This window comes from Streptomyces sp. NBC_00820, assembly GCF_036347055.1.
Classification (GTDB): domain Bacteria; phylum Actinomycetota; class Actinomycetes; order Streptomycetales; family Streptomycetaceae; genus Streptomyces.
Genome location: NZ_CP108882.1, coordinates 6,675,203 through 6,691,370, shown reverse-complemented (window position 1 = coordinate 6,691,370; position 16,168 = coordinate 6,675,203). Strand labels below are relative to the sequence as shown.

Genomic DNA, 16,168 nt, shown 5'->3' with positions numbered 1-16,168 from the left:
TTACGGCAAAAGAGAACGGCGGGAGGAGCGCATGGCGGCAAGCGGCCGTACCGCCGTCGTCACCCGGCCTCGGCCGGTTTCCGGAAGGCGCGTACGGCGAAGACCGGGTCCGGGCGGTGGCGGTGCTGGTCCGGGAGGCGGGCGAGGCGGACGGCGAAGTCCTCGGTGCGCGGATCGCCGGACGGCAGGACCGTGAACCAGCCGCGCCTGAGGTCGGCGACGGTGCTCGCGGGGGTGCGTCCCTGGCCGACGCCGGGGAAGACCGCCTCGCCGGACGGGGTCAGGCCCAGCCCGGCGGCGTGGGCGGCGACCGTGCCGGCGGCGTCGGGGGCGGCGTGCCGCGGACGTGTGGCGAGGACGGTGTCGATGTCGCTGCCGACGTCGTGCGACCGCGCCTTGTCGACGGTGGTGACGTACACCCCGCCGGGCCGCAGGAGGCGTGCGCACTCGGCGATCACGGCGTGCAGGTCGGCGGGGTCGGACAGCAGGTGCAGCAGCCAGACGGTGGTGACCGCGTCGAACGAGGCGTCGGCGAAGGGCAGTCGGCGGCTGTCGGCCCGCAGGATCGCGCCGGGCAAGCGGGCGGCGGCCATGCGGACCATGGCGGGGGCGAGGTCCGTGCCGGTCACGCGCAGTCCGGGCCGGGCGGCCGCCAGGCGCCGGGTGACGATCCCGGTGCCGCAGGCGGCGTCCAGGAGCCGGGCCGGGCGCCCGGGCCGGTGGGGTATCAGGCCGAGGACGGCCCGGGCGGCAGCCTCGGCGCGCGCCTCGCCGCCGCGGGACGCGTCATAGGCGTCCGCTTCCTTGTCGTAGTTGAGCACGGGCCTCAGTGTGCCGCCCGGCCCGGCGCGATGTCCTCCACCCTGCGGGCGAGTTCGAAGTCCTTCTCGGTGACCAAGCCGCCCACGCTGTGGGTGTGCACGGCGAGGGACACGGTGTGGTACCCGAGGGTGAGGTCGGAGTGGTGGTCCAGCTCGTCCTGGATGCCGGCGATGCCCATCACCAGCGCAGCCGCCGCGAAGTGCGAGCCGAGCCGGTAGCTGCGGGTGAGGCGGTCCCCGTCGAGGGACCAGCCGGGCAGTTCGGCGAGCCGGTCCTCGATCTCCTTCTGCGACAGCGGTTCGACGGGCATGTCGGTCTCCTCTCGGGACGGCACCGGTACGTGCGCCGGGGCGGCGCCGGCCGGACGTGCCCCGCCTGTCCGGTACGGCCGCCGTGACGGGTGGGGACGTGGTCAGCCTGTCACGTTCAGCCGCGTACGCGCTCCGCCGCGAGGTCGTCCGCCAGCGCGGCGATCCGGTCCCGGCCCTCCACCCGCCCGACCCACGCGTGCGGGAGGCCGACGTCGCCGTACCGGGCGCCGAGGAGGTTGCCGCAGACCGAGCCGGTGGAGTCGCTGTCGCCCGAGTGGTTGACCGCCAGCAGGAGGGCGTCCTTCACGCGCGGCTCGGCCAGAACGCAGTAGACGCCGATCGCGAGGGCCTCCTCCGCGACCCAGCCCGCGCCGAGGGACTCGACCTTCTCGGCGGTCGGTGCGCCCTCGGCGGCCAGGTCGAGGGCCTCGCGCAGGGCTGCCGTCGTCTCCTCGTGGCCGGGATATCGTTCCAGCAGCCGCAGGGTGCGCAGGACCGCGCCCTCCAGCGAGTCGCCCTCGACGAGGTGGGCGACGATCGCGGCCAGCGCGCCCGCCGCGTAGTAGCCGGTGGGGTGGCCGTGGGTGATCTGGGCGCCCCGGGCCGCCATGGCGAAGGCCGCGTCGGGGGTGTTGACGAGGCCGAAGGGCGCCGAGCGCATCACGGTGCCGCAGCCCTTGGAGTCGGGGTTGACCTGCCCCGGCCTGCCGTCGAGCGGGAGGGCGGGGTCGGGGGCGTACATCTGGGCGGCGCCGGACAGGCAGGCGTTGCCGGGTGCGCGGCGGGCGTACAGCCACGCCTCGGTGACGAGGCCGCCCTCGGGGGCGCCGCTCGGCGGCGGGTCGGCCTGCTCCGGGCCGGACCAGCGCTGGGTCTCCAGCCACCGCTCGTAGGCCCAGCGCAGCAGCAGGGCCCAGCCGCCGCCGATCCCCTTCTCCCGTTCCCGTGCGTGTGCCTGGAGCAGGGCATCGACGGTGAACAGGGTCATCTGGGTGTCGTCGCTGATCCGGGCGACCGTCGCGCTCACGCCGGTCGCCGGGCCGGTCACCCCACGCTCGCCGTGCTGGGCACGGATCCGTTCCAGCGAGGCGAACTCGACGGGGTAGCCGAGGGCGTCGCCGAGAGCCCCGCCGAGGAGGCAGCCCCGGACCCTGGCCCGGTACACGGCCTCGGCCTCCCACGAGGCCTTCCACGGCTGCTGCTTCATGGGTGCGCTCCTCAACTCCCCGTCCGGACACGGCAGCAGGGGATCCTTCTCTCGATTGCGGTCGCTCGTACGGCCATTGTCGCAACCCGCGCTTCCACTGCGCGTCGAGCAACACGGCAGGATCGCGTCGGCCGTCCCGTCGGTCTCCACCTTCAACACGTTCAGCACGTTCAACACGCCCGCGGACGTCACCGTCGCCGGACTCGCCGTCGAGTCACTCCTGCCGGCCGACCGGCGACCGGCGACCGTCAAGTATCTTCCCCTGCGGCCTGGTTGACCCACCGCCCCGCCTCGCGACCGACCCGTCTCAGACGCGTGTGCGAGGGCGCGGTCGCATGACAGACTGCACGCGTACGTCGGCGCGTACGTCGGCGCGTACGTCGGCGCGTACGTCGGCGCGTAGGGGAGGGCGTGGCGTGAGTGAGCGGCGGCCCGCGCCCACCGTGGGTCAGGTGGTGCTCGGCAAGCGGTTGCAGGAGCTGCGGGAGGCGGCCGGTCTCAGCCGCGAGGAGGCCGCCCAGGTGCTCCGGGTGGCGTCGGCGACCGTACGGCGGATGGAGATGGCCGAGGTCTCGCTGAAGATCCCGTACGTCCAGATGCTGCTGTCCGCCTACGGGGTGGCCGCCGAGGAGGCGGCCGCGTTCGTCCGGCTGGCCGAGGAGGCGAACGAGCCGGGCTGGTGGCAGCGGTTCCACGACGTGCTGCCGGACTGGTTCAGTCTGTACGTCAGCCTGGAGGGCGCCGCGCGGATCATCCGCTCCTACGAACCGCACTTCGTGCCCGGCCTGTTGCAGACCGAGGGGTACGCGCGGGCGGTGCTGGAGGCCGGGACGATAGGGCAGACCGGCCCGGAGACGGTCGAGCGGCATGTGTCGCTGCGCATGGAGCGGCAGCGGCTGCTGGAGCGGGACGATCCGCCGCACCTCTGGGTGATCATGGACGAGACGGTGCTGCGGCGCCCGGTGAGCGCCCGTCCCGAGGTGATGCGCGACCAGCTGGACCGGCTGCTGGAGTACGCCGAACGCGACCGGTTCACCCTGCAGCTCGCCGAGTTCGCGGCCGGCCCGCACCCGGGGACGTACGCGCCGTTCACGCTGTTCCGGTTCGGTGAACCGGAGTTGCCGGACATGGTGTTCACCGAGTACCTGACCGGTGCCCTCTATCTGGACTCCCGCCGTGAGGTCGCAGCGCACCTGGAGGTGCTGGACCACATGACGGCGCGCGCGGCGTCGGCGCGGCGCACGCAGAAGATCCTGCGGGAGTGCCGCGAGCGCCTGTGAGCTTCGAGGGGTGGGGAGCGCACACCGTACGACCGGTTCGGAGGGCACCCCGCCGGCCCGGCCGGACAGCGGGATGCCGCGCCCCGGGTGGGGGCGCGGCATCCGCCGGACGTACGAGCGTCAGGCCAGCTCGGCGGTCAGGGTGATGGTCGTGCCCGTCAGGGCCTGGCTGACCGGACAGTTCTTCTTGGCGTCCTCGGCCGCCGCCACGAAGCCCTCCGCGTCCAGTCCCGGCACCTGGCCGCGGACGGTGAGGTGGATGCCGGTGATGCCCTCGCCCGGCTGGAAGGTCACGTCGGCCTTGGTCTCCAGGCGGGTGGGCGGGGTGCCGGCACCGGCCAGCCCGTGCGACAGCGCCATGGAGAAGCAGCTGGAGTGGGCGGCGGCGATCAGCTCCTCGGGGCTGGTCTTGCCGTTCGCCTGCTCGGCGCGCGACGGCCACGACACCGGAAAGTCGCCGATGCCGGAGGAGTCGAAGGTGACGACGCCGCTGCCCTTGAGCAGGTCGCCTTCCCAGTCGGTGTGTGCGGTGCGCGTGGTGGCCACGGCTGATCCTTTCGCGAACGGGTGGGCCCCGGTTCCGGGTTCCGCCTCCCATCCGATCACATCCGGGCCCGGCGCACCGTGAAGGACCGGCCACGCGGGGCGCACGGGAGCGGGGCGGGGCCTTTTCCGACTTCCCGGACACGGCGCCCGACGGCAACGCGTTCGGTCCGTGTGACGCCTTGGCCGGCCGTTCCCCTGTTCGTCTGCCCGCGCAGCCGGAAGCGCGGGTTCTGGGCGTCTCTCTACTGCTGCGCCGTGGCGGTCTTGTTCGCGATGGAACTGCGGGACGCCAAGTTCATGATCGGCACCTTCTTCGAAGCCGCCGTGGTCACATCCGCCGTCAGAGCGATCGCGGAGGCCGCGGGCGCACTGGAGATCGCCCGCACCGCATGGCGGAGGCGACATCACGGGGAGACGGGATCTCCGGCACAGCACCATCGGTCCGGCTGAGGGAAGACCGGGGGTCAGGCCGCGCGGCGGTCCCGCTCCGGTTCCAGGGGCACCTGGGGGCCGTTCGACTCGCGCAGCCAGCGGCGCAGTACGTCGTGCACGTGCTCGGCGCCGAACGGCGCGGCGCCGTCCCCGGCCGGGGCGGACAGGGCGAGCGGGGAGAGCAGGAACGGGCGGGACTGGGCGCCGCCGAGACCGCCGTGGGAGCCGATCTGCTCCTCGAAGGCGAGGACTTCGCCGTCGGCGGGGTCGTAACAGGAGTTGACCATGATGTCGGCGGTATGCGGGAAGGAGTGGGTACGGCGGACGGCGTCGGCGGCGCCGGGGCCGAAACACTCCAGCGGTCCGGGCCGGCCGTCCAGTTCGGCCAGCGGGATCTCGGTGCCGTGCGGGCCGAGCACCACACCGCCGTGCTCCTCGCTGCGCACCAGCAGGAAGCCGATGCCGGGGTGGTTGGCGAGGGTGGTGAGCAGGGCCGGGTGGCGGGCGTCGATCTCCTCCTTGGTCATGCGGTGGTGCACGTCGGGGAAGGAGACGAGGCCGAGGTTGCCGGAGGCCAGCACGACGGGCTCCGAGCGCGGGGCGGGCCGGTGCCGGGCGCTCTCCTCCTCCACCGGCCGGCGCAGTGCGGCGCGCACGGCCGCCCGGGCCTCGGTGCCGCTGGCGGTGCGTTCGGCGCGGCGGGGCACCGGCAGCCCGCTGCCGGCACGGACCAGGTCGGCGAGGGTGAGGCCGTAGCGGGCGCGGAAGGTCTCGCCGGGGCTCTGGCCGTGGTCGGACAGGACCACCAGGTGGTAGGGGCGGGGGGCGTGTTCGGCCGCCTTCTCGATGAGCGCGAGGGAACGGTCCAGGCGCCGCAGGACCTTCTCGGCGTCGCCGCTGTGCGGTCCGGAGTGGTGGGCGACCTCGTCGTAGGCGACGAGGTCGGCGTAGACGGCGGTGCGGCCGGCGAGCAGGTCGCCCATCACCGCGGCGACGACCACGTCCCGTTCGACGACGGTGGCGAAGGCGCGCACGAGGGGGTAGAGGCCGCCGCGGCTCACCCGGGGGCGCTGTTTCCCGAAGCGGGCCCGGGTGGACTGGCCGATCTCGCGGGCGACCTCGGCGACGAAGGACAGGGCGGTGCGGACCGCGTTGGCGGGGTCGGAGAAGTAGGCGAAGTAGCCGGCGCGGGAACGGTTCTCCCGGCCGCGGCGGCGGGCGGCGATGGACAGGACGAGGGCCTGCTCGCCCGCGCCGCCGCTGAACAGGTTGCCGCGGCTGGCGCCGTCCACGGTGAGCAGTCCGCCGTCGCCGGTACGCGCTACGGCGCGGCGTTGCAGTTCGGCCGCGCTGGTCGGGCGGTTGCAGACCATCACCTCGCCCCGGTCCTTCTCGTACCAGCGGAAGGCCGGCACGTCGAAGGTGCTGCCGTGCAGGATGCCGAGCTGGCTGGCCCCGGTCTGGCTGGACCAGTCGGTGCGCCAGGGGGTGAGGCGGTGGGTGGGCCGCATACCGTCGGCCGGCGCCAGCCGGCGGGCGACCGTCGGCATGAGGCCCTTGCGGACGGCGGCGGTGAGCACGTCGTGGCCCACCCCGTCGAGCTGGATACAGACCAGGCCGGTCGTGTCCGGGCAGGGCGGGGTGGACCGGCGCCGGCGGTCGGCCAGGCGGAGCAGGCGCCGGCGGTAGGCGTCGTCGTCGCGGACGGCGAGGGCCGCTCCGGTGGCCGAGGCGACGGCGGACATCACGGCGGCCACGATGACGGCGGTCTCCGGCGCCACCTCGCCCCGGCCGGAGGGGTTGACGCGCAGGGCGAGCAGCAGCAGGGAGCCGTTGAGGAAGAAGACCAGCAGGCCGAGGACGAGGGCGGGTACGAGCAGCAACAGCCGTACCAGGAGCGGCCACACGACGGCCGACAGGACACCGAAGGCGCCTGCTCCGAGCGCGGCGGTGACGCCGATACGGGTGGCGCTGTCGCCGTCGGCGGACTGGAGCCGGAAGTCGGGCAGGAGACCGGCGAGCACGAGCATCGTGAGCGTGGACACGGCCCACACCGTGACGCTCCGTCCGACCTGACCGGCAACCCGCCGCCACCGCACGCCTCGTACACCTCACGTCCCGGCCCCGTCGCACGCGGGGCCGTGCTCCACCTTGTCATACCGGGCTCGGGAGCCCGGCGGAGCGGGGATCGAGAGCCCGGCGGAGCGAGGATCGGGGACGCCCTCACCGGCGCCCGACCCCGGCGCCCAACCCTGGGCCGGGACCGGGAACCGACGCCGGGGGGGCCGGGGTCGGGTGGGAGGGGCAGGGGCCCATGGCCTGGGACGCGGGTCCCGTACACGCACGGCCCGGTCGTGGCCGGCGGAGACGGCGTGAAGGCGTCCGTCCCTCGGTCTCAGCCGGCGCCACGTCCACGTGAGGGCGTCCGTCGGTCCCAGCCACCGCCACTTCCGCGTCAGGCCGCTCTCAGGACACGGTCGAGCGCTGCCCGGCCGGCCGGTCCCCAAGTCGGCTTGCCGCCGGGAAGACCCCGGTCCCCGTTCCGGCCCATCAGCATGAGGAACAGGCTTTTCAGAGCGGCCAGCCCGCGGGCGCGCCGGATCGTCGCCTCGTCCGCGTGCGCGTACACGTCGAAGAAGCGCGAGGCGGCGCCCGCGGGAAGGATGACCCAGGCGGCCGCGAGGTCCCACGCCGGATCGCCGGCGAACATGTCACCGAAGTCGATCACACCCGAGAGCGTCCCGTCCGAGACGACGACGTTCGCGGGATGGAGGTCACCGTGCACCCATACCGGCGGGCCCTCCCACTCGGGGGCCGCCACGGCGTCGTCCCAGACGGCCCGGACCTCGTCGGCGATGTTGTCAGGTACGACGGCTCGGAAGAAGTGGTCGAAGCCGTCCGTGCAGCTCCTGGGGTGCGCGCCGCGATCCGTACCGGTCGGCGCCTCTGCGGGTGCCTCCACATGGAGCGCCCCGAGGAAGCCCGCCAGAGTGTCGGCCGCGTGGTTGCCGCGGCTGATCGAGGTGTGGTCCAGAGGCTCGCCCGGAACCCACGTCATGACGGTCCAGGGCTTCGGGAAGCGCGCGGACGGTTCGCCGGTCCGCACCGGGTTCGGGACCGGCAGGGGCAGGCGCGGGGCCAGGACCGGCAGCCATCGACGCTCCTTGCGCTGAAGCTCCGGGGCACGCTCTGTACGCGGCATGCGTACGGCCAACTCGTCCCCGAGGCGCCACTGTTTGTTGTCCCATCCGCCGGCGACTTCACGGATGGCCAGCCCCGCGAGATCCGGATGCTGCTCCCGCAGCAGGTCGTGAACCAGGTCCGCGGTGATCTCGATCTCGGCATCGGTCATGCGAAGCCACAGTAATGGCGCAGGCGTGGCGGCGCCGGAACGGCTCTCACGCTCAGGGGCCGGAGGCCGGGGCTCAGGGCCGAGGCCGGGGGCTGTCAGCGGCCGTCGTAGCCGGCGGTCGGCATCGACAGGCGGCGGTGGACCTGGGCCTTCATCTGCGCGTCGTACGAGGGTTCGGCGCGGCCCACCGTCTCCACCCGCACTCCGCGGCGCGCGCACTCGGCGGTGAACTCCTCCACCGAGGCCAGGGCGCGTTCCAGCACGCGGTGGCTGGGGGCGACGAACACGTCGACACCGGACCGGACCCCGTCCCACAGGGCGCTGTGGTCGAAGCGCAGGCCGCCGACGAGGAGTTCGCGGGCCACGACGTAACCGCGCTCGGCCGCCCAGCGGGCGCACATGGCGTGCTGGCTGCGGGAGTCCACCAGGAAGGGGTCGGCTTCCAGCTCTTCCAGAGGGGTCAGGCTCGCGATGGCGGTGACCCGCACCGGCGCGCATCCGCCGGAGGCACCGCGTGGCTGTCCCATGGCGTCCCCCCTCACCTCCGGGTTTCGCCGCCGACCCTACTCCTGCCCGTACGCTTCGGGGGAGTCGCGCGAAGGAGGCGAAAAGGGTGCCGGTGGAGATCACCTGGTGGGGGCACGCCACCTGCACGATCGTGGACTCGAACACACGCGTGCTCACCGATCCGCTGTTCGCCGCCAGGCTGGCGCATCTGCGGCGGCGCCGGGGCGCCCTGCCCCCCGCCGAGGCCCACCGCGCGGACGTGGCGCTCGTCTCGCACCTGCACGCCGACCATCTGCATCTGCCCTCGCTGGCCGCCCTCGCCCCGGGCACGCGCCTGCTCGTGCCCCGGGGCGCACGACGGGCGGTACCGGGTCTGCGCCGGCTGCGGGAGCTGCGCCGGCTGCGGGTCACCGAGGTGGCGCCCGGGGACGAGGTGCGGATCGGGGAGCTGCGCGTCCGGGTGGTGTCCGCGCTGCACGACGGGCGGCGGCTGCCTCTGGGGCCGCACCGCTCCCCCGCGCTCGGGTACGTCGTCGAGGGCGAGGCGCGGACCTACTTCGCCGGGGACACGGGCCTGTTCGATTCCATGGCCCGGGAGGTCGGTCCGGTGGAGGTGGCGCTGCTGCCGGTGGGCGGCTGGGGGCCGTATCTCGGCGAGGGGCATCTGGACGCGGGGCGGGCGGCGCGGGCACTGGCCCGGCTGGCGCCCGGCAGCGCGGTGCCGGTGCACTACGGGACGTACTGGCCGATCGGCATGGACGCGGTGCGCCCGCACGAATTCCACGCCCCCGGGGACGAGTTCGTACGCCTGGCCGCCGAGGCCGCTCCCAAGGTTGCGGTGCACAAGCTGGGGCACGGGGAGAGCGTGCGACTGGAGGGCGCACGGTGAGGTGGCTGCCGGGTGCCGTCACGCTCGCCGCGGCGTCGGCGCGGACCGTACCGCCGGAGTCGACACAACAGGCGCTCGGATACCCGTCGTTGTTCCTGCTGATACTGATCGGCGCGCTGGTGCCGGTGGTACCGACCGGGGCGCTGGTGAGCTCGGCGGCCGTGGTGGCGTTCCATCAGACGGCGCCGTTCTCACTTGCCCTGGTGTTCGTGACGGCGTCGCTCGCGTCCTTCCTCGGGGACGCCGCGCTGTACTGGCTGGGGCGGCGCGGGATGCGGTCGCGGAACGGTTCGCGCTGGCTGGAGGCGATACGCTCGCGGGCGCCGGAGGAACGGCTCGCTGGAGCACAGGAGAAGCTGTCCGAGCACGGGGTGGCGGTACTGGTGCTGTCCCGGCTGATACCGGCGGGCCGCATACCGGTGATGCTGGCATGCCTGATGGCCGACTGGCCGCTGCGGCGCTTCGCCCGCGGCAACCTCCCGGCGTGCCTGGCGTGGGCCGTGACCTACCAGTTGATCGGGATCCTGGGCGGGTCACTGTTCAGCGAGCCGTGGGAGGGCGTGGTGACCGCCGTCGCCCTGACCGTGCTCGTGGGCGTGGTGCCGGGTGTCGTACGACGCCTTCGGGGCACTCCACGGTAAAACCGGTGCGAAGCGCCGGAGTTGGGCTTCCCGGAGTTGGGCCGCCTTTCCCTCAGCCCAGTACACGCGATCCGCCGATCGGCAGGTCCCACAGATCCTCCTGCTCCAGGCCCGCCTTCTCCCAGGCCGTACGGACCCGCGTCAGGGGTTCGAGGACCGGTTCGGCGGAGAGGACGAACGTGCCCCAGTGCATGGGGGCCATCCGTCGCGCGCCCACGTCCTGCGCGGCCTGGACGGCCTCCTCCGGGTCGCAGTGGACGTCGCTGAGCCACCAGCGGGGGTCGTAGGCGCCGATGGGCATGAGGGCCAGGTCGATACCGGGGTAGCGGCGGCCGATACGGGAGAACCAGTGGCCGTAGCCGGTGTCGCCGGCGAAGTAGACGCGCCGGCCGTCGGACGCCGTCAGGACCCAGCCGCCCCACAGGCTGTGACAGGTGTCGGCGAGCGTGCGCTTGGACCAGTGGTGGGACGGGACGAAGTCGAAGCGCACACCGGACAGTTCGGCGCCCTCCCACCAGTCCAGCTCGGTGACACAGGTGAACCGCCGCCGCCGGAACCAGCGCCCGAGGCCCGCCGGGACGAACGCCGGTGTGTCGCGCGGGAGTCGGCGCAGGGTGGGGGCGTCGAGGTGGTCGTAGTGGTTGTGGCTGATGACGACCGCGTCGACCCGCGGAAGACAGTCCCACGCGACCCCGACGGGAGTGATACGGGCCGGGGTTCCGAGGATGCGGCGGGACCAGACGGGGTCCGTGAGTACGGTCAGGCCGCCGATCCGGAGGATCCAACTGGCGTGTCCCGCCCATGTGGCGGCGAGGGTGCGGGTGTCAGTACGGGGCAACGGGCCCGGTTCGTAGGGAAGTCGGGGGATGTCGGCGACGCTGTCGGGGCCGGGCCGCACCGCGCCCTCGCGGGCGAAGCGGGCCAGGGCCTTGAGACCGGGCAGCGGTGCGGTGAGCCGGTCGTGGAAGGTCCGTGGCCACACCCGGCGTTCGCCGAGCGGGCGGGGCTCGGCCAGTGGCGGGAACGGGGGCGCGGGGGCGATCGGGACCGAGGGGGCGCCGGCCGCTCCGCTCGGGGTGGCCGGGATCGAGGGGACACCGCCGGGCGTTGTCGAGGTGCCCGGAGTGCCCGGGGTAGCCGGAGTCGTAGTGGCCGTCGTGGCCGTCGTGGATGTCGTGGCCGTTGCGCTCGCGCCGGTCGTCGTAGCGGTAGTGGCGGTCGTGGCGGTGGATCCTGGCTCATGCGTCTGCTGCGTCATCGAGGCGGCTCCCATCGCTGAGCGTCGTCGCGGAGATCACCGAAGACCGATCTCAAGGAGTTCAACGCACGTTGCACGTGTGGCAGTTCCAACGGTTCGGGTGACGTGAGGCATTCCGAGCGTTCCTCGTCGGAGCCGTCCAGCAGGGGCCCCGTGTCGAGCCGCACGCGCAACGCCCCGAGGTGGTCGCCGAAGCGGTGACCGCCGGGCGCGGGCATGCCGAGTCGGGCGGTGAGGAAGTCCTCCAGTTCCTGCGCGTCGCCGACGCGGTGCTCGCCGAGCGCTTCGCGCAGCGGGCCCAGGTCGGCGTACAGGTGGCGGCCCGCGCACGGCGGTCTCGAGAGCGCGCCGGAGGCGACGACGGCGCAGTGCACGGCGGCGGCCAGGCGCGCGTGCAGGCGTACGGCGGCTTCGCGGCGCTCGGTGACGGGGTCGGGTTCGTCGAGCGCGTACCCGGCCGCCGCGGCGACCGGCGTCGCGACGCGCGCGCCGAGCGCGGTGAGGACGTCGAGCACGCGCGCGTGGAGCCGCTCTCCCGCCTCCCCCGCGGGGAAGCGGGCCACGGCCGCGGGCCAGCCGGCCGGCAGCAGGGCGCCGGCCAGGTCGGTGACGACGGTGACCCGGTCGGGCAGCATCTCGGCGGGGCTGAGCAGCACGGTCTGGTGCGGGTCGTGCAGGGTGTCGCGCCAGGTCTCGTCGCTGACCAGGTGCATGCCTTCGGCGGCCGCGGCCTCCACGGTCTCGTGCAGCAGTTCCGGGGGCGCGACGGTGGCCGTCGGATCGTCCGCGACGGACAGCACCAGCACCCGGGGGTCACCGCCCTCCTCGCGGACCCGGCGCACGGTCTCCAGCAGCGCGTACGGGTCGGGCACGCCCCCGCTCTCGGCCGGGGTGCCCACATGGAAAACGGGCCTGCCCAGCAGGCGGACGCACGGCTCCCACCAGGAGGCGCTCGGGCGGGGCACGAGGACGTCGCCGCCGTCCCCGGCGAGCGCGGCGGCCACGGCGAGCAGCAGAGGCGGGGTGCCCGGGGCGGCGGCCACCCGGTCGGGGGCGCAGGGCAGCCCGCGCCGGGTCCAGTAGCCGCAGGCCGCCTCCAGCAGGGCGGGGGCCCCGCCGACGGGCTGGGCACCGGCGTCACCCGCCGCGGCGGCCAGGCGGGCGGCGAGTTCCGGGAGCACCGGCAGGCCGTCGGCGGGCAGCGGCGGCCCGTAGCGGACGGGGCCGTGGTCCCCGGGGTCCGTGCGCCGCATGTCCGCCTCCGCGCAGTCCGTGTGCCGTGTGCTGTCCCTGTTCCGTCCCGGCCGCCGCGTGCGTGCCGTCGGCCGCGAGACCCGTGCGTACGGTGTCCGTGGGTGGTGCGGGTGATTCGGGTGGTGCGAGTGGTGCCCCGGCGAGGGCCGCCAGTGGTGCCCCCGCAGGGTGTACCCGGGCGGCCGTGCGCCATGGTCCGTGACCCGCGTCGCCCCGGTCACGGTCACCGCCCGGCCCGGCGCGTCAGGCGTCCGCCGCCCGCCTGCGGCCGTAGAGCCGGTACGCGGCGCCACCGCCCGCGGCGACGATCAGCATCCCGCCGGCGACCAGCGCGGGAAGCGAGTCGTTGAACGCCCCTCCCGTTCCGGCCTCCACTCCGCGCTGTACGGCCGCGGGAGCGCAGTCGGCTTCTTCGTCCGGCTCACGGCAGTCGTCACCGCCGGAGCAGGAGGCGCTGCGGGACTCCGCGCACTCGGAGTCGTCGTCGGAGTCTCCTCCCGGGACCTGCCCTTGCTCCCGGCCCTGATCCTGATCTTGGCCTTGTCCCTGGCCCTCTCCCTGGCCCTGATCTTGGCGCTGTTCCTGGCCCTGCTCCGGCGTCTTCCCCTGACCCTGCCCCTGACCCTGACCCTGACCCTGTCCCGTGGCGCAGCCCTGCGCTTCGGCACAGGAGCTGTCCGTGTCCGCGCCGGGGACGCCGGTCTCCGCGCTCCACACATCCGCCCGCGCACCCGAGCCGGGCGGGCAGGCGCTGTCGACGGTGGGCGGGGTGCTGATGCGGGCCGCCGCCGGATCACCCGGCTTGTCGCCCTCGACGCGCGTGGCGATGCCCGTACCGCCACCGAGGGCCGCCCCGGAGACACTGTCGTCCGTGCCGGAGTCCGGCGGGCGCAGACGCGCGACACCGTCCCCGGAGGTCGGCGCGGTGTCGGGACCCGTGCCCATGCCCGTGCCCGTGCCCGTGCCGGGGTCGGTGTCGATGTCGGGAATGGCGCCGGTTCCGGTGCCGGTGCCGGGGGCCTTCGCTATCGGTCCGGCCGGATCGTCGCAGGTCACGGGAGCGGCGAGCGGGCCGGTGGGCCGGAAAGTGCCGGGGGCCGTCCGGGCCGTGGGGGTCGCGGACATGGCGGGCGCCGCCATGCCGAGCGCGGCCGCCCCGGCCAGGACGGTGACGGACAGAGCACAGGCGGTGCGGCGCATGGGGCGGGCTCCTCGGCAGAACGGCGGTCGACGGCGGGCGGCAGAACGGCGGTCGGCCTCCGACGATCAGCGGTCGACGGTCGGCGGTCGGCGGTCGGTGGTCGGTGACCCGCGGTCGAGGATCGGCAGCCGGCGACGTACGTGTCACCGGTCGGCAGTGGTCGGTACACCTCAGGGGCACGGCTCTCGCGCCCTCGCTCTGCCATCACAGCCCGCCGGAGGCCTCAGCGCTCGCGGCCGGACCCCATTAGCGGGACGCGAACCGCCTGACGGGTGACGCCGGCCCCGCGCCCGCCCACCCCGTTCCGTCGCCGTCCACCCGGCCCACGCTCGCGTCGGCCCACCCGCGCGGGCACACGTGCGGCGGCCGTCCCACCCGCCGGCCGGAGGTCGGAGTCCGCCTCAGGTGCCGGAGGCCGGAGGCCGCCTCAGGTGCCGGAGGCCGGAGGCCGCCTCAGGTGCCGGACGCCTCAGGTGCCGGACGCTTCAGGTGCCGCCGTTTCGCCGCAGCCGCGTTCCCGGGCGCCCTCGCGGGTGCGGCCCGCGCTGACCAGGCGGCGCGGGTTGCGGCGCAGGTACTCGCCCTCCAGCTGTGCCATGCGCTCGTTGTGGGCGCGCAGCGCGTCGTTGGAGCCGTACAGGAGGGTGTCGTGGCGTGTGCGGTGGATCGTCTCCAGCTCTCTCATGAGCTGCTGGTCGTCCAGTCGGCTGGGGTCGACTCCGGTCATGGTGGTGCCCCGCTCGTCGAGTGCGTTCCTGCCTCCACTGTACGGAGATCCCCGCCCCCGGGCCTCCGCTCGGGGACGGGCCCGGCGACCTGCGGGGTTACCGGGCCCGCTCGACGCGGCGTTCGTCCCAGACGGGCTCCGGGGTCTCGCGGAGGCGGCCGTCGGTGCCGAAGACCAGGAAGCGGTCGAAGGAACGGGCGAACCAGCGGTCGTGGGTGACCGCGAGTACGGTGCCCTCGAAGGCCTCCAGCCCTTCCTGGAGGGCTTCGGCGGACTCCAGGTCGAGGTTGTCGGTGGGCTCGTCCAGCAGCAGGGCGGTGGCACCGGCGAGTTCCAGCAGCAGAATCTGGAAGCGGGCCTGCTGTCCGCCGGAGAGCCGGTCGAAGGACTGTTCCGCCTGGCCGGTGAGTTCGTAGCGGCGCAGCCGGGACATGGCCGCGCCCCGGTCCTGGGCGTGTTCCTTCCAGAGGATGTCGAGGAGGCTGCGGCCCCGCAGCTCGGGGTGGGCGTGGGTCTGCGCGAAGTGGCCCGGTACGACCCGCGCGCCGAGCTTGAACTCGCCCGTGTGCGCGACGTCCTCACCGGCGAGCAGGCGCAGGAAGTGCGACTTGCCGGAGCCGTTGGAGCCGAGGACGGCCACCCGTTCGCCGTAGAAGACTTCAAGATCGAAGGGCTTCATCAGGCCGGTCAGCTCGAGTCCGGCGCAGGTGACGGACCGTACGCCGGTGCGGCCGCCCTTCAGGCGCATGGTGATGTCCTGCTCACGCGGCGGCTCGGGCGGCGGTCCGGCTTCCTCGAACTTGCGCAGCCGGGTCTGAGCGGCCGCGTAGCGCGAGGCCATCTCGTGGCTGACGGCGGCGGCCTGACGGAGGGTCAGCACGAGCTTCTTCAGCTGGGCGTGCTTCTCGTCCCAGCGGCGGCGCAACTCCTCGAAGCGGGCGAAGCGTTCGCGGCGGGCCTCGTGGTAGGTGGCGAAGCCGCCGCCGTGCACCCAGGCGTCCGCGCCGGCGGGGCCGGGTTCGACGGAGACGAGCTTCTCGGCGGCGCGGGCGAGGAGTTCGCGGTCGTGGGAGACGAACAGGACCGTCTTACGAGTCTCCCTGAGCTGCTCCTCGAGCCATCGCTTGCCGGGGACGTCGAGATAGTTGTCCGGCTCGTCGAGCAGCAGCACCTCGTCGGTGCCGCGCAGCAGCGCCTCCAGCACGAGCCGCTTCTGCTCACCGCCGGAGAGGGTGTTCGTCTGCCGCCACTGGGCCCGCTCGTAGGACATGCCGAGGGCCGCGGTGGCGCACATGTCCCACAGGGTCTCGAACTCGTAGCCGCGCACCTCCGCCCAGTCGGAGAGGGCCTGGGCGTAGGCGAGCTGGGCGGCCTCGTCGTCGACGGTCATGATCGCGTGCTCGGCGACGTCGACCGCCTTGGCCGCCGTACGGATGTGGGGCGGGGCGACGGAGACGAGCAGGTCACGCACGGTCGACTCGTCGCGTACGGAGCCCACGAACTGGCGCATGACGCCGAGGCCGCCACTGACGGTGACCGTGCCGCCGTGCGGTTTCAGCTCGCCGGAGATCAGCCGCAGCAGGGTCGTCTTGCCCGCGCCGTTCGGGCCGACCAGCGCCACGACGGCGCCTTCGCCGACCCGGAAGGAGACGTCGCCGAGCAGCGTCCTCCCGTCGGGGAGGTGGTACTCGAGATGCGCGGCTTCCAGGTGTCCCATGAAGAGGCATTCTGTGCGGCACCC

16 protein-coding genes and 1 pseudogene are annotated in these 16,168 nt (G+C 74.0%); 5 read left to right on the top strand and 12 right to left on the bottom strand.

Annotation, left to right across the window (positions count from 1 at the left end; all coding sequences use genetic code 11):
- Positions 1-59: 59 nt before the first annotated feature.
- The 3 genes from OIB37_RS29905 to OIB37_RS29895 all read right to left on the bottom strand — a co-directional run bounded on the left by OIB37_RS29905 (position 60) and on the right by OIB37_RS29895 (position 2,340).
- Positions 60-821: a class I SAM-dependent methyltransferase gene (locus tag OIB37_RS29905; protein ID WP_330460723.1), complete on the bottom strand. Its 762-nt coding sequence runs from the start codon at positions 819-821 to the stop codon at positions 60-62.
- Positions 822-826: 5 nt separating this feature from the next.
- Positions 827-1,132 (bottom strand): 4a-hydroxytetrahydrobiopterin dehydratase, encoded by a 306-nt coding sequence (locus OIB37_RS29900; RefSeq protein ID WP_330460722.1) that lies wholly within the window; start codon positions 1,130-1,132, stop codon positions 827-829.
- 116 nt (positions 1,133-1,248) lie between these two features.
- The gene (locus tag OIB37_RS29895; protein ID WP_330460721.1) at positions 1,249-2,340 is read right to left on the bottom strand and encodes an ADP-ribosylglycohydrolase family protein; all 1,092 of its coding nucleotides are present in this window, start codon (positions 2,338-2,340) and stop codon (positions 1,249-1,251) included.
- An 88-nt stretch (positions 2,341-2,428) separates the two neighbouring features.
- Between OIB37_RS29895 and OIB37_RS29890 the strand changes: the two are divergent.
- Positions 2,429-2,617: pseudogene (locus OIB37_RS29890) on the top strand (hypothetical protein); the annotation flags it as partial.
- Positions 2,618-2,756: 139 nt separating this feature from the next.
- The gene (locus OIB37_RS29885) at positions 2,757-3,620 is read left to right on the top strand and encodes a helix-turn-helix domain-containing protein (RefSeq protein WP_330460720.1); all 864 of its coding nucleotides are present in this window, start codon (positions 2,757-2,759) and stop codon (positions 3,618-3,620) included.
- A 120-nt stretch (positions 3,621-3,740) separates the two neighbouring features.
- Here the strand turns inward: OIB37_RS29885 and OIB37_RS29880 are convergent, their stop codons facing one another.
- A complete protein-coding gene (locus OIB37_RS29880) occupies positions 3,741-4,166 on the bottom strand; it encodes an OsmC family protein (RefSeq protein ID WP_330460719.1) in 426 nt (141 codons plus the stop codon).
- Positions 4,167-4,421: 255 nt separating this feature from the next.
- On the opposite strand from OIB37_RS29880, the gene OIB37_RS29875 reads away from it, so the two are divergent.
- The gene (locus OIB37_RS29875; RefSeq protein WP_330460718.1) at positions 4,422-4,616 is read left to right on the top strand and encodes a hypothetical protein; all 195 of its coding nucleotides are present in this window, start codon (positions 4,422-4,424) and stop codon (positions 4,614-4,616) included.
- 14 nt (positions 4,617-4,630) lie between these two features.
- Here OIB37_RS29875 and OIB37_RS29870 read toward each other — a convergent pair whose 3' ends face one another.
- The 3 genes from OIB37_RS29870 to OIB37_RS29860 all read right to left on the bottom strand — a co-directional run bounded on the left by OIB37_RS29870 (position 4,631) and on the right by OIB37_RS29860 (position 8,477).
- Positions 4,631-6,697 carry a phage holin family protein gene (locus OIB37_RS29870; protein ID WP_330460717.1) on the bottom strand — a complete coding sequence of 689 codons (2,067 nt, stop codon included), beginning with the start codon at positions 6,695-6,697 and terminating at the stop codon, positions 4,631-4,633.
- Between the two features lie 356 nt (positions 6,698-7,053).
- Positions 7,054-7,950: an aminoglycoside phosphotransferase family protein gene (locus OIB37_RS29865; protein ID WP_330460716.1), complete on the bottom strand. Its 897-nt coding sequence runs from the start codon at positions 7,948-7,950 to the stop codon at positions 7,054-7,056.
- 95 nt (positions 7,951-8,045) lie between these two features.
- Positions 8,046-8,477 (bottom strand): hypothetical protein, encoded by a 432-nt coding sequence (locus OIB37_RS29860; RefSeq protein WP_330460715.1) that lies wholly within the window; start codon positions 8,475-8,477, stop codon positions 8,046-8,048.
- A gap of 86 nt (positions 8,478-8,563) precedes the next feature.
- Here OIB37_RS29860 and OIB37_RS29855 point away from each other — a divergent pair, with 86 nt between their 5' ends.
- Together OIB37_RS29855 and OIB37_RS29850 are read left to right on the top strand one after the other, a co-directional pair.
- The gene (locus OIB37_RS29855; protein WP_330460714.1) at positions 8,564-9,346 is read left to right on the top strand and encodes an MBL fold metallo-hydrolase; all 783 of its coding nucleotides are present in this window, start codon (positions 8,564-8,566) and stop codon (positions 9,344-9,346) included.
- A complete protein-coding gene (locus tag OIB37_RS29850) occupies positions 9,343-9,987 on the top strand; it encodes a DedA family protein (RefSeq protein WP_330460713.1) in 645 nt (214 codons plus the stop codon). Before OIB37_RS29855 ends, OIB37_RS29850 begins: the two co-directional genes overlap by 4 nt.
- 52 nt (positions 9,988-10,039) lie before the next feature.
- On the opposite strand, the gene OIB37_RS29845 is transcribed toward OIB37_RS29850, so the two are convergent.
- The 5 genes from OIB37_RS29845 to OIB37_RS29825 form a co-directional block, all read right to left on the bottom strand.
- Entirely contained in the window at positions 10,040-11,245 is a 1,206-nt protein-coding gene (locus tag OIB37_RS29845) for an MBL fold metallo-hydrolase (RefSeq protein WP_330460712.1), read from the bottom strand.
- Complete coding sequence (locus tag OIB37_RS29840) at positions 11,242-12,498, bottom strand: aminotransferase class I/II-fold pyridoxal phosphate-dependent enzyme (protein WP_330460711.1); 1,257 nt, start codon at positions 12,496-12,498, stop codon at positions 11,242-11,244. The genes OIB37_RS29845 and OIB37_RS29840 overlap by 4 nt, the downstream gene beginning before the upstream one ends.
- 244 nt (positions 12,499-12,742) lie before the next feature.
- Positions 12,743-13,699, bottom strand: coding sequence for a hypothetical protein (locus OIB37_RS29835; protein WP_330460710.1), 957 nt, complete (start codon positions 13,697-13,699; stop codon positions 12,743-12,745).
- A 470-nt stretch (positions 13,700-14,169) separates the two neighbouring features.
- The gene (locus OIB37_RS29830) at positions 14,170-14,427 is read right to left on the bottom strand and encodes a DUF6158 family protein (RefSeq protein WP_330460709.1); all 258 of its coding nucleotides are present in this window, start codon (positions 14,425-14,427) and stop codon (positions 14,170-14,172) included.
- A 97-nt stretch (positions 14,428-14,524) separates the two neighbouring features.
- Positions 14,525-16,144 (bottom strand): ABC-F family ATP-binding cassette domain-containing protein, encoded by a 1,620-nt coding sequence (locus OIB37_RS29825; protein WP_330460708.1) that lies wholly within the window; start codon positions 16,142-16,144, stop codon positions 14,525-14,527.
- Between the last annotated feature and the right edge of the window lie 24 nt (positions 16,145-16,168).

Coding starts and splice junctions, on each gene's coding strand:
- OIB37_RS29900 (WP_330460722.1), bottom strand. CDS start 1,132: ATGCCCGTCGAACCGCTGTCGCAGAAGGAGATCGAGGACCGGCTCGCC.
- OIB37_RS29895 (WP_330460721.1), bottom strand. CDS start 2,340: ATGAAGCAGCAGCCGTGGAAGGCCTCGTGGGAGGCCGAGGCCGTGTAC.
- OIB37_RS29865 (WP_330460716.1), bottom strand. CDS start 7,950: ATGACCGATGCCGAGATCGAGATCACCGCGGACCTGGTTCACGACCTG.
- OIB37_RS29860 (WP_330460715.1), bottom strand. CDS start 8,477: ATGGGACAGCCACGCGGTGCCTCCGGCGGATGCGCGCCGGTGCGGGTC.
- OIB37_RS29845 (WP_330460712.1), bottom strand. CDS start 11,245: ATGACGCAGCAGACGCATGAGCCAGGATCCACCGCCACGACCGCCACT.
- OIB37_RS29840 (WP_330460711.1), bottom strand. CDS start 12,498: ATGCGGCGCACGGACCCCGGGGACCACGGCCCCGTCCGCTACGGGCCG.
- OIB37_RS29835 (WP_330460710.1), bottom strand. CDS start 13,699: ATGCGCCGCACCGCCTGTGCTCTGTCCGTCACCGTCCTGGCCGGGGCG.
- OIB37_RS29830 (WP_330460709.1), bottom strand. CDS start 14,427: ATGACCGGAGTCGACCCCAGCCGACTGGACGACCAGCAGCTCATGAGA.
- OIB37_RS29825 (WP_330460708.1), bottom strand. CDS start 16,144: ATGGGACACCTGGAAGCCGCGCATCTCGAGTACCACCTCCCCGACGGG.